General features: G+C 43.4%; 11 protein-coding genes and 2 pseudogenes. 11 read left to right on the forward strand and 2 right to left on the reverse strand.

Features of this window, described 5'->3' with window-relative positions; translation table 11 throughout:
* Positions 1–203 precede the first annotated feature (203 nt).
* On the forward strand, positions 204–1,160 hold the full coding sequence (locus A9957_RS06505) for a replication factor C small subunit (protein ID WP_096713066.1): 957 nt from the start codon (positions 204–206) through the stop codon (positions 1,158–1,160).
* Between the two features lie 9 nt (positions 1,161–1,169).
* Positions 1,170–1,676 carry a small multi-drug export protein gene (locus A9957_RS06510; protein ID WP_096713065.1) on the forward strand — a complete coding sequence of 169 codons (507 nt, stop codon included), beginning with the start codon at positions 1,170–1,172 and terminating at the stop codon, positions 1,674–1,676.
* A 2-nt stretch (positions 1,677–1,678) separates the two neighbouring features.
* On the opposite strand, the gene A9957_RS06515 is transcribed toward A9957_RS06510, so the two are convergent.
* Both A9957_RS06515 and A9957_RS06520 read right to left on the reverse strand, forming a co-directional pair.
* Positions 1,679–1,900, reverse strand: a complete 222-nt coding sequence (locus A9957_RS06515) for a histone family protein (protein ID WP_096713064.1) — start codon at positions 1,898–1,900, stop codon at positions 1,679–1,681.
* Between the two features lie 45 nt (positions 1,901–1,945).
* Entirely contained in the window at positions 1,946–2,275 is a 330-nt protein-coding gene (locus tag A9957_RS06520; RefSeq protein ID WP_096713063.1) for a DUF6951 family protein, read from the reverse strand.
* A 214-nt stretch (positions 2,276–2,489) separates the two neighbouring features.
* Here A9957_RS06520 and A9957_RS06525 point away from each other — a divergent pair, with 214 nt between their 5' ends.
* The 9 genes and pseudogenes from A9957_RS06525 to mtbB all read left to right on the forward strand — a co-directional run bounded on the left by A9957_RS06525 (position 2,490) and on the right by mtbB (position 11,502).
* A complete protein-coding gene (locus A9957_RS06525) occupies positions 2,490–3,074 on the forward strand; it encodes a hypothetical protein (RefSeq protein WP_128754159.1) in 585 nt (194 codons plus the stop codon).
* A gap of 127 nt (positions 3,075–3,201) precedes the next feature.
* Positions 3,202–4,827 carry a methylamine methyltransferase corrinoid protein reductive activase gene (locus A9957_RS06530; RefSeq protein ID WP_292343587.1) on the forward strand — a complete coding sequence of 542 codons (1,626 nt, stop codon included), beginning with the start codon at positions 3,202–3,204 and terminating at the stop codon, positions 4,825–4,827.
* A gap of 675 nt (positions 4,828–5,502) precedes the next feature.
* Positions 5,503–6,993 (forward strand): annotated as a pseudogene (gene mttB, locus A9957_RS06535) ([trimethylamine--corrinoid protein] Co-methyltransferase).
* Between the two features lie 34 nt (positions 6,994–7,027).
* The gene (locus A9957_RS06540) at positions 7,028–7,678 is read left to right on the forward strand and encodes a B12-binding domain-containing protein (RefSeq protein WP_096713060.1); all 651 of its coding nucleotides are present in this window, start codon (positions 7,028–7,030) and stop codon (positions 7,676–7,678) included.
* Positions 7,679–7,857: 179 nt separating this feature from the next.
* On the forward strand, positions 7,858–8,844 hold the full coding sequence (locus A9957_RS06545; RefSeq protein ID WP_292343590.1) for a DMT family transporter: 987 nt from the start codon (positions 7,858–7,860) through the stop codon (positions 8,842–8,844).
* A gap of 13 nt (positions 8,845–8,857) precedes the next feature.
* Complete coding sequence (locus tag A9957_RS06550) at positions 8,858–9,151, forward strand: hypothetical protein (protein ID WP_292343588.1); 294 nt, start codon at positions 8,858–8,860, stop codon at positions 9,149–9,151.
* A 12-nt stretch (positions 9,152–9,163) separates the two neighbouring features.
* On the forward strand, positions 9,164–9,313 hold the full coding sequence (locus A9957_RS06555) for a hypothetical protein (RefSeq protein WP_165868983.1): 150 nt from the start codon (positions 9,164–9,166) through the stop codon (positions 9,311–9,313).
* A 162-nt stretch (positions 9,314–9,475) separates the two neighbouring features.
* Positions 9,476–10,087, forward strand: coding sequence for a dimethylamine corrinoid protein MtbC (mtbC, locus tag A9957_RS06560; RefSeq protein WP_292343589.1), 612 nt, complete (start codon positions 9,476–9,478; stop codon positions 10,085–10,087).
* 11 nt (positions 10,088–10,098) lie between these two features.
* Positions 10,099–11,502, forward strand: a pseudogene (gene mtbB, locus A9957_RS06565) ([dimethylamine--corrinoid protein] Co-methyltransferase).
* The last annotated feature ends 140 nt before the right edge of the window (positions 11,503–11,642 follow it).

Below are 11,642 nucleotides of genomic sequence, written 5' to 3' on the forward strand. Positions count from 1 at the left end.
TCACAGAATGCCATTTGGACAGGTTATGAGCATTTTGCTCATAATCTACGACAAACAGGGTTATTGACATTTGATGTATCCCAAATACATCCAATGAATGATATAACAACTCGTAGGAATCTCCATGCGTAAGCGTGGAGTAGTTCAAACTCTAATTAAATCTTATTCTTACCCCCCTTGCTCCCCGTATCTGGAGGATAGCTATGAAAGAAGAAATATGGATTGAAAAATACAGGCCCTACAGGCTTGAAGATGTGGTGGGACAATCAGATACAATTGAAAGATTGCGGTCCTACATAAAAACCAATAATCTTCCACACTTGCTTTTTTCAGGTCCGCCCGGTGTAGGAAAAACAGCTACTGCCGTATCGATTGCCAGAGAACTTTTTGGGGATGATTGGCGGGAAAATTTCACTGAACTGAATGCCTCGGATGAGCGTGGTATTGATGTGGTCAGGAACAAAATAAAGAATTTTGCAAAAACTTCTCCAATAGGTGGAGCGGATTTTAAGATAATCTTTCTTGATGAGGCAGATGCTCTCACACCTGATGCGCAGTCTGCATTGAGACGTACCATGGAACGCTATACGAACAATTGCAGATTTATTCTTTCATGTAATTATTCTTCCAAGATCATTGAGCCAATCCAATCCAGATGTGCTGTTTACAGGTTCCGTCCTCTTTCCGATGATGCAATAGGCAAACGTTGTCGGTATATAGCAGAAAAGGAAGGTCTGGATATTGCAGATGATGGTATTGAAGCCATCAAATATGTTGCAGAAGGGGATATGCGCAAAGCAATAAATGCCGTTCAGGCTGCTTCAATGTTTGATTCCAGTATCCATGCGGACAGTATTTATCGGATTACTGCCACGGCCCATCCTGAAGAAATAAGGGCCCTTTTGGAAAGTGCTCTTGGAGGCAACTTTATTTCATCTCGCAAAAAGCTTGAAGATTTAATGGTTTTAAGAGGTTTGTCGGGGGAAGATGTTGTAGGTCAGGTTTACAGGTCTCTCTTTGATCTTGACATGCCTGCCCGGAAACTTGTCTCAATTGTTGATGTGCTGGGTGAAATCGATTTCAGGATAACTGAGGGGGCTGACGAGCGCATCCAGCTGGATGCTTTACTTGCCCATCTCTCCATTGAAGGTGAGGAATAAGGTTATTGAATGCTTTTTGGTGGCCATCTTATCGGTTTACTGGGTTCTGTTCCTTCCTGGCTTGCTACCATAGTAATGGCTGCTTTGCCGGTAACCGAGCTCAGGGGTGCAATCCCAATAGCTATAGGTTTATACAATATGTCTCCCCTGGAAGCATATTTTCTGGCTGTTTTTGGTAATATGCTTCCAGTGGTGCCTCTTTTATTGTTTCTTGAGCCGGTTTCATCCCGGCTCAGGCGTTTTTATATTTTAGACAGGTTTTTTGGGTGGCTTTTTGCACGCACCCACCGTAACCATTCGAAGAGGTTTGAAAAATACGGAACCATGGCACTGGTTATGTTTGTGGCCATCCCGCTTCCGATTACCGGTGCATGGACCGGTTGTGCAGCAGCTTTTGTTTTTGGAATCAAATTCAGACACTCTCTTATTGCCATTCTGGCAGGGGTCATGATTGCCGGTTTTATAGTAACCATATCCACACTGATAGGAATTGGTGTTATGGGTCTTGCAGTTTAAACTTAGTCACGTGTCTTGCGTGCAATATCAACTGCCATTTTTATATCTACTTCTTTAACAGTTTTCCTTCCTGCATGCCTGGCAAGAGCAATGGCTTCAGTCGATATTTTCATGCCATATTCTTCCAGTATCCTGGCAAGCTCCTCACTTGCACTTTCACTAATTCTCTCTGCACCTGCTTCTCTGATAACTCTTCCAACCGGTGCAACTGGTATTATTGTCATTCTTTCTTATGTCTCCTTTATTGGGCGATTAATGTATTTACTGGGTTAATCATCAATTTCTTCATCAAAATCGATACTGACACTACCTGATTCTTTTGCCAGTGTTTTGGAAATGAATCCTGATTCAAGATGGCAGGCATGAATTGCTCCACTGGGTACGATACAGGTCGGACATGTGTGTGCTTCCTGTGCCTTTTTGGTGATGTAGTTGTCCCGTATGTCAAAAATTTCCATTCTGGGTACTTCCATTTTTGACATTGCCTGTATTTTTTTGCAGTCACTGGTAATATCGACTTTAACTTTTTTTCCTTCTTTTTCTGCATTAATTTTATGCTTATAACCACAGATTCTTGAGTTTACAGTAACTTCTGTCATATTTTAACTCCTGTTATGATTGGTGCTTCTCTCTGATAATTATGTTTGGTGGTCTTATATAACAGTTATGCACTTTTCTTACAAAACCACTATGATTATGTTCCTAACTATAGTTTTTCTCCGGGAATAATTCGACATCCTTAAATATCCAAAAGAAAGAGATTATTAGCAGTTCATTAAAATGACTTAATCATTCTTTTATGAGGGATACAAATTGGACAGAGATAAAATAATCGAACAGGTTCTTGAAAAACTGGGTCAGGTAAAAGGTGTAGGTGCTACAACACTACTTTCTTCAGAGGACAGGGAAACCATAAGAAAAATGGAGGAAAAGGCTGACCAGATGACTTTAATGGGTCTGGGTAGAGGTGATAATCAGGGTGTGAAAAAAGTACTTGATATGGACGTACTTGTGTCTTTCTTTACGGACATGGATTATGAATGGCCCTCTGGCCCAAATGTAATCTTAAAGCATAAAGATAAAAAAGTGGGTGAAGACACTGAGGATGCCGAAAGGATTAAAGAAGTGGAAAAGTGTGCCGATTCTCTTGTAATAGGAAATATTATCATTTATGACAAAGAGGTCCTTATGGATGCCAATAGCAGCAAGGAACCGCTTGTAGTTGTCCTCCCACCCAAAGAATGTGAACCTGTAGGCTGTATTGAAGGCGTTAGTGATGCAATTCTGGCTTCCCCCTCACCTCCTACTGATGAATACATTAAAGAAAGGATGTGTGAGAAGAACGAATGTGGGAGCGGTACATTCCTACTGGGATTTGATTTTGAGAACAAAAGCTGATTTACAGCGTATAGCAATTTAATTATTATGTAACAGTGTGGTTTTGTGATTACTTCACAAAACCTTATATACCTTTGAATTTTATCTTCTTTATGCATTACTTTCTGTATTAATAGAGGTGTATAAAATGTATGGTATTGCTCTAGATTTGGGAACAAGTGGTTTTCGGGCACAATTGATTGATCTTGATACGAAGGATGTTTTAAAGACTGCTATTACAATGCGCCATCCTCTGCCGGGCGGAAATGTGATGGATCATCTGGATTTTTCTATTCAGGTAGGTCCTGATATTTCACATGAAATAATGATGGATACGGTAAAGAAAATAATCGAAAGACTTGATGTTGACCCGGCAGATATCAGACGTATTGCTATATGTGGAAATCCTATACAGCTTTCAATTTTCCAGAACATTGAGATCCGCGACCTGGCGTATGCAGGTAAAAACAAACAAAAAAAGCTTGGTGTCGAAAATGTGGTGCGTGATGCCCGGGTTTTCGATGCTTCTGAGATATTTGATGGTGTGATTCCCCTTCCAAATTGCGAAATCATAGTCCCTCCCGCAATCAAACATGAAATTGGTGCCGATGCACTGGCAATGATGATTAAGACCGATTTCTATGAACAGGAAAAACCTTCTCTTGTAACGGATTATGGTACAAATGCCGAAATGGCACTTAAAGTAGGGGAAAAGATTATTACTGGCAGTGCAGCTGCAGGTCCTGCAATTGAGGGGCAGGGTATATCCTGTGGTATGCTTGCAAGTCCCGGTGCAATATCCGATGTAAATCCTGAGGGTGATTATTGGAGAATTACGATTTTGGATGAGGATATGTCTCCCCGTAAAGCCCATCTGATTGACCCGGCCACCGGTGACATAAAAGAAGCCAGTGACCTGATTGTAAAAGGGATTACCGGTACGGGTGTAATTGCGACAATTTCGGTTGCCCTGGATACTGGATTAATCGAGAAACTTCCAAATCTGCCCAACGGTAAAATTATCCTGGCTGATGGTGTGGAAATTTATGACAGGGATATTGAAGAAGCAGGCAAAGCTATTGGTGCGATACGTGCTGCACACCTGACTTTACTTGTTGAAGCAGGTCTTGCCTATGAAGACCTTGATTATATGTATATGTCCGGTGCAACAGGTGCATATATTGATGCGGACAAAGCCAGGATACTGGGGTCCTGTCCAAACTTTTCCAAATCAATAGTGCAATTTGGTAACACTTCTATCTCCCTTGCAAGGGAACTTGTATTTGATGTAGGTCGTCTTGAGGATGTTAAGGAAGTAGCCAACAAAATAAAGGCCGACCATTTGATGATGGCAGAAAGCCAAACATTCTCGAACTTCTATGTTTGTGAACTTTCCTACTGGACACAGGGAATGCCCATTGAAACATACAATCAGATGCTTGAAATGTATGGTCTTCCAACATTACCTGAGCCTTATAAAGATCCTGTAATTGAAAAGAGGGTCATAAAGGATATTGATGAAGTAGGCAAAGAAGGCCTTGAAGTTGTGAGAAATCTGGGTATCGTAATAGAAGAGGAGGCTCCGGATTGCATTCTTTGCCGTAAGTGTGAAGAGGAATGTCCTGAAGATGCTATTATAGCGCTGGAAGAAGGCGGTAAGAAATATGTGCATTATGATAGTGAAAAATGCCTTGGGACTTCCTGCCATCGATGTGTTGCAATTTGTCCGGTGGATGCAATTCATTACATAGACATTGATATCAAAACAATCTGATCTCTCTCTTTTAGCGGGCGCGTGTGGAGCGCGCTTTTCTTCTTATTTATAATTTCCGTTTGTGCCATTCATAATTCTGTTATTCCTATTGTTACTCTATATTCATATTTAGAAATAACAATGTCTGTATAATCAATATTAATATGTTGAATAATACTTGTGTGTTATTGGGGGGTTTGGAGCAAATTGCCTTGTTTTTGTTATGTAATTTTGTTGCAAAATTGATTTGATATAAACGGTGTCCATTATCTTTGATGATTCTACATTGAGGATATTGGTCCAATGACAAATATAATTGATTTTTAGTTGATTCCTATCTCATTAATCGGTGGATGTATGTTGATCTTTCCTTTTTGTGATAACTACTGGTACCTCCCTGGTCTGCCTTTTACCGACAAATATATATGGGCGTATTAAAAATCAGATTATGACAGCTAGTAATGGAGATGGAACTTACAGCACTACAAATTTGACGGATATTCGGCAAAGTTTGTTATGTTTATTTACGGAGGTTGTAAGTTTGCCAATGAATAAGGGTTGGTTTTCCTTCCCGTAATTTGTTGGCTAAAAAATTGCATGGGATGCGGATCACCCATCTCCTGGTCCGATGTTAAACCTGTGCTGGTGGTTATCCACCAAACCGTGAAATATGAATAAATATAGGAGTGAAAGGAAATGAAAGAACACTACTATCCAGGTGCACGCCCTCTTAATGGCGTTGAACTTAACCTCTTCTCTGAAGAGGATTTAAGGATGATCCATTCCGCAACAATGGAAGTCTTCCAGAACCCGGGTGTCCAGGTTTCTGATGCTGAAGCAAGACAGATCTTCAAGGAAGCCGGCTGTGAAGTCGACGAAAAATCTCAGGTAGTAAAAATCCCTGAATATCTTGTAAACAGAGCTCTTATGGACGCTCCCTCAAGGTTCACTCTTTGGGGACGTGACAAGAAAAACAACACAGTTCAGGAACACAAAGGTAAGGTCAACTGGACCTGCTTCGGTACTGGTGTCAAGATGTGCAACTATGAAGCACCAGGCAAGTACAAGACTGTCGATTCTGTTGAGCAAGATGTAGCAGACACTGCCAAACTTTGTGACTGGGCAGACAACATTGACTACTACTCCCTCGCAGTATCTGCCCGAGATTGGGCAGGCAAGGGTGCGCAGGATGTTCACGAAACATTCACACCATTGACCAACACCTCCAAGCACTACCACCACATTGATCCTGTAGGCGAAAGTGTCGAGTATTACAGGGACATGGTCCATGCTTACTATGGTGGAGACGAAGAAGAAGCCCGTAAGAAACCAATATTCTCCATGCTTCTCTGTCCAACCAGTCCACTTGAACTCAGCAACAACGCATGTCAGGTCATCATCAAGGGTGCACGCTTTGGTATCCCTGTAAATGTCCTGAGTATGGCTATGTCCGGCGGTTCATCTCCAGTATTCCGTGCTGGTACCCTCGTTACACACAATGCAGAGGTCCTTGCAGGTATCGTACTTGCACAGATCACTGTACCAGGTACTTCAGTATGGTATGGTAGTTCCACCACAACCTTCGACCTGAAGAGGGGTACTGCTCCAGTTGGTGCACCTGAACTTGGTCTAATCAGTGCGGCAGTCGGTAAACTTGCACAGTTCTATGGTCTCCCGTCCTTTGTTGCAGGTACCTAGGCTGATGCCAAGATTCCTGATGGCCAGGCAGGTCACGAGAAGACAATGACTACCCTGCTTCCTGCATTTGCCGGATGTAACACCCTCTATGGTGCAGGTATGCTTGAACTTGGTATGACCTTCTCCCTTGAGCAGCTCGTATTCGACAACGATATGATAGAGATGACCAAGTCCGCAATGCGTGGAATTCCTGTTGACGAACTGACCCTTGGTGTAGAATCCATCCAGAAGGTAGGAATCGGCAAGAATTTCCTTGCACACAAGCAGACCAGAAACTACATCGACAGAGTCTCCGATCCAAAACTCATTAACAGGGACATGTTCGGTGACTGGGAAGCAGCAGGTTCCAAGGACCTTGCAACCGTTGCTCATGAAAAGGTCGTTGACATCATGAAGAACCACGAAGTTACACCAATCGATGCTGACCTTATGAAAGACATGAAAGCTGTCATGGACAGGGCAGACGAAGATGTCAGGAACGCAATGTAATTTAATTTCAATTTAAATTTTTAGGAGAATAAAAATGGCTACACAGGAAGAGTTACAAGAAAGAGGAAAAGCTGCAGTTATGGATTTTGATGAAGATGCAGTTGTAGAAGTTGCAGAAGAATGTATCTCTGCAGGACTTGATCCGGTTGCACTCATTCAGGAAGGCTTCACTGCCGGAATGAACGAAATCGGTGATCAGTTCGAGCAGGGTACTCTTTTCCTTCCACACGTCATTGCTGCATCCGAAGCAATGAGTGCAGGTGTTGAAGTTCTCACTCCCGAACTTGAGAAACTTAGCACAAAATCCGAAAACAAGGGTACAATCGCAATCGGTACCATCGAAGGTGACATTCATACCATCGGTAAGGACATCGTTGCAACCATGCTCAAGATCGCTGGTTTCAATGTAATCAATCTCGGAAGAGATGTGCCAATCGCTGACTACGTCAACGCTGTAAAAGAAAATAAACCAGATATCCTTGGTTCCTCTGCCCTGATGACCACCACCATGGTCCTTCAGACTCAGGTAGAAGAACAGCTCAAGGAGGCTGGTTTACGTGACGGCGTCAAGACAATGGTCGGTGGAGCACCTGTTACCCAGGATTGGGCAAACAAGATTGGTGCAGACATCTACGCCGAGAACGCAGCTGACGCAGTCACCAAATGTAAGGCAGCAATGGAATAATTCCGTTGATGTGTGTGGGTGTATTGTTTGATACACCCACAAATTTATAACCTCTCTAATATCTATATATATTTGCTATATCAACTATAAATAATTGTAAATGAACTGGAGGAGATTGTTTGGTAGATCTACAAGCATTAAGACAAGCAGAACATGGAAGACGTATCCGCTTTGGATATATGTGGGCACTTTTCTGTGCTGTACTTTGGGGTCTCTGGTATATACCAAGTACCGTCGTATGGGATTTGAATCCTTTTGATACAATGTATGCAGATATCGCAGCTACAAGTGGTGACTCTATGGCACTTGTTGTTACGGCAATATTGATTACCGCGATAAATGCTGTGACAGTTGTAATTGCACTTCTTGTATGGAATGGTGTACTGGGTAACTATGGTGAGATGGTAAGAACTGCAAAGGCTTTCAAACCATGTTCAAGATGGTTCCTGTTTGCATCTCTGTTTGGTGGTCCTGTTGCAATTCTTGGTTCCTACATTGCCATGGGATTTGGCGGAGGAGCTTTCGCAGCGGTTGCTGCTTTGCTTTACCCTGTTGTTGGTGCAGGACTTGCCAATGCATGGCATGGTGAGAAAATCAGTAAGAGAGCAGCAATGGGTATTATTGTTATCATCGCTGGTAGTGTTACCATCTTTGGTGGTGGTATGATTACTGAACTCCAGAGCGGAAGTATAGGCTGGATGGGATATCTCGGTGGACTTATGGCTGCAACTGGATGGGGTATTGAAGGTGCTATTGCAGATAAGGGACTGGATGTTTCCAGTGCCGATGTTGGTCTCCATTTGAGGTTCATTGCTGAACTTGGAATATGGGTGATTGTTGCATTGCCTCTGCTGTATCTTGCTGGATATAACGTATTTTCATATGCTATCCAGGCATTTGAACCGCTAACAATGCTTATGTTTGCATTTGCAGGAGTTACTTTCGGTTTCTGCTATGTATCCTGGTATAAATCCTTCCCACTGATTGGTGTAGGACGCGGTCAGGGTATTGCAAACCTTTACGGTATGTTTGCTGTGATTTCCACCATACTGTTCTTCGGTGATGTGCCACAGTGGACTGTGCTGGTTGGTGGTGCTCTCTGTATCGTTGGTAGTTTCATAATGTTCTCCGAAGAGAGTCTGGAACTCGAAACACTTAGGGCATGAGGAGGAATCAAGAATGTCAAACTTACCAAGAAAGATCAGAATGATGGAAATTATGCAGGATGGCAAAGAGTACTGGAACTATGAAGTCATAGAACAGACTATGAAGGACTATGGTTTTCAGGGCGAGTTTTCTCGTGGCACGTTAAATATGGACCTGATTGAACTCGCAGCTGTAAGTTTCATCAAGGAAGTCGATCTCAAAGTCGATGATGAAGGTGTTTACAAGAAGGGTTTCCTTCTACACAAGTATGTAATCACTGAAGATGGAAAAGCCAGGCTATCTGAGGCATGTATGAATGCAATTTAAGGAGGCTAAATAATGGTTCAAACAGAAGCTGCAATGGAAGCTTATGATGCATATTTTGCAAATGCCTATGTACCAGCTGCCGATTATGTATGGCCAGCTGTTGTATTAATTATTGCCTTCCTGGCAATCTGGCAGGCAAGGACTTGGGTATCGAATTTCTAAACTTTAAAACGTAAAATATATATAGATATTAAGCAGTTGATGGAGTTGGCAGGTGGGTATTCACATGCCAATATCCATCGCTGATTGTGTTTTTTCTATAGTTTCACTATAGAACTTTTTAAGGAGGTTGTAACAACGACAAAAGAAGAATTATACAAAGAATTGTCTGACGCTATTGTCAGTTGCAAGAAAGACCAGGTTCTTGCTGCTGTCGAGAAAGCCCGTGGTGAACTCGAGGCTCCCGACATCATCGAGAATGGTCTTGCAGCAGGTATGAACGAAGTCGGTACTCTTTTTGAAAGAGGTAAACTTTTCCTTCCACATGTCATGATGGCTGCAGAAGCCATGCAGGCCGGTGTGGATGCACTCAAAGACGATATGCCAGAAGCATCCGAAAAAGCTGCCAGTGTAATTGTCAATGGTACAGTAGAAGGAGATGTTCACGACATTGGCAAATCCATTGTATCCACCATGCTCCAGACCTCAGGCTTCGAAGTTCATGACATTGGTCGTGATGCACCTGTAGCGGATTTCATTGCCAAGATCAAGGAAACAGACGCAAACATGGTCGGTATTTCCGCACTTATGACCACCACTCTCCAGGGCCAGAAGGAAGTCATCGAAGCCCTTGAAGAGGAAGGTCTCCGGGACAAGGTAAAAGTCATGGTAGGTGGCGCACCTGCAACCAATGCATGGGCCAAAAAGATCGGTGCAGACTGCTATGCAGAAAATGCAACAGAAGCTGTCAACAAAGCAAAAGAGCTTCTCTTATAAGGTGATTATCAATGGCAAATGAATATTTCTTAAGAATGGGAGATGGTGAGCGTATCTCCATGACCAGGGAGCAGATCATTGCAGACCTTCAGGAAGGTAGTGCAGATGCAGCAGACCTGGGTGACATTCCTGAACTTTCCGGGGATGAACTTGACAAGCTCGCAGATATCATTATGGATCCCAACCGTATAGTCAGTGTCGAACCAGGTATGGAAATCCCGGTAACCCACGACATTGGTACCCTCAGGATCGACGGTGACCAGGGTAACAGTGGAGTGGGCATCCCATCCAGCCGTCTTACTGGCTGTATGATGCACGAGAGAGGTTTCGGTGCAGACACCATGGAACTGGGTCACATCGACTACAGTTTCAAACCAGTCAAACCGGTCATTGCCCAAGAACAGCAGGCAATGGAAGTCTGCCAGCAGAACATGACTGTGCCCCTTCTCTACGGTGCAATGCCCAATCTTGGTCTCTATTATACACCAGATGGTCCCTTCGAGAACCCTGGTGACCTCATGAAGGCTTTCAAGATCAATGAAGCCCGTGAATCCATCGAGCATGCCGGTGACCATGCAACCCGTGACATGACCTGGATCATGCAGCACCTGCAGAAAGTAGGTTGTGACGGTGTCAACTTTGATACCATCGGTGCAGCCGGTGATGGTGATTTTTATGCTTCCCTTTATTCTATCAAGGCACTGAGGGAAGAATTCCCCAACATCTACATCGAAGCAGGTATGGCCGGAGAATGTACTCTTGGTATGCACGGTGAACTTGAGTTTGAAGGTAATGTCCTTGCAGGCCTCTGGCCACATGAACAGGTACCACTTGCAGAAAAGGCCGGTGCAAATGTGTTCGGTCCGGTCTGTAACACCAACACAAGCAAGTCTTCCGCATGGAACCTTGCCCGTGCAGTAACCTTCACCAAAGCAGCAGTTGAAACTGCAAACATCCCCTGTCATGTTGACATGGGTATGGGTGTCGGGGGTATCCCAATGTTCGAGACTCCACCAATCGATGCAGTAACCCGTGCCAGCAAGGCAATGGTCGAGATTGCCGGTGTCGATGGTATATAGATAGGAGTTGGCGACCCGATAGGTATGCCAATCTCACACATCATGGCCTCCGGTCTTACAGGTATGCGTGCAGGCGGTGACCTTGTTGCCAGGATGCAGTTCTCCAAGAACATGCGCATAAATGAAGCCAAGGATTACGTTGCCAAGAAACTCGGTGTGGAAGCACTTGACCTGAGTGACGAATATGTCATGAGGGAAATCCGTGAAGAGCTTGACATTGGTGTACTTACATCCGTTCCAGGATGTGCCAAGGGTATCGCATCCAAGATGAATATTGAGAAACTTCTCGATATTGAAATCAACTGCTGCGATAAATTCAGGCAAATCACAGGCTAAAATTTAAAGGCCGGGAAGTTTCCCGGTTTTAATTTATTATCTCTATAATACATTTCAATAAAAAGGAGCGTGGTGTTTCTTATGAGCGAAGAAAAAGGTGATGCAGGAGTTGATCTGCATCATGCGGAACAATGTAGTAA

Origin of the sequence: Methanohalophilus sp. DAL1, from assembly GCF_001683555.1 — an archaeon.
GTDB lineage: Archaea > Halobacteriota > Methanosarcinia > Methanosarcinales > Methanosarcinaceae > Methanohalophilus > Methanohalophilus euhalobius.

What these genes read in the sequence shown, in the direction of transcription:
- A9957_RS06505 (WP_096713066.1), top strand. Translation starts at nt 204, where the DNA reads ATGAAAGAAGAAATATGGATTGAAAAATACAGGCCCTACAGGCTTGAA.
- A9957_RS06545 (WP_292343590.1), top strand. Translation starts at nt 7,858, where the DNA reads ATGTGGGCACTTTTCTGTGCTGTACTTTGGGGTCTCTGGTATATACCA.
- A9957_RS06515 (WP_096713064.1), bottom strand. Translation starts at nt 1,900, where the DNA reads ATGACAATAATACCAGTTGCACCGGTTGGAAGAGTTATCAGAGAAGCA.
- A9957_RS06550 (WP_292343588.1), top strand. Translation starts at nt 8,858, where the DNA reads ATGTCAAACTTACCAAGAAAGATCAGAATGATGGAAATTATGCAGGAT.
- A9957_RS06520 (WP_096713063.1), bottom strand. Translation starts at nt 2,275, where the DNA reads ATGACAGAAGTTACTGTAAACTCAAGAATCTGTGGTTATAAGCATAAA.
- A9957_RS06530 (WP_292343587.1), top strand. Translation starts at nt 3,202, where the DNA reads ATGTATGGTATTGCTCTAGATTTGGGAACAAGTGGTTTTCGGGCACAA.
- A9957_RS06510 (WP_096713065.1), top strand. Translation starts at nt 1,170, where the DNA reads ATGCTTTTTGGTGGCCATCTTATCGGTTTACTGGGTTCTGTTCCTTCC.
- A9957_RS06540 (WP_096713060.1), top strand. Translation starts at nt 7,028, where the DNA reads ATGGCTACACAGGAAGAGTTACAAGAAAGAGGAAAAGCTGCAGTTATG.
- A9957_RS06555 (WP_165868983.1), top strand. Translation starts at nt 9,164, where the DNA reads ATGGTTCAAACAGAAGCTGCAATGGAAGCTTATGATGCATATTTTGCA.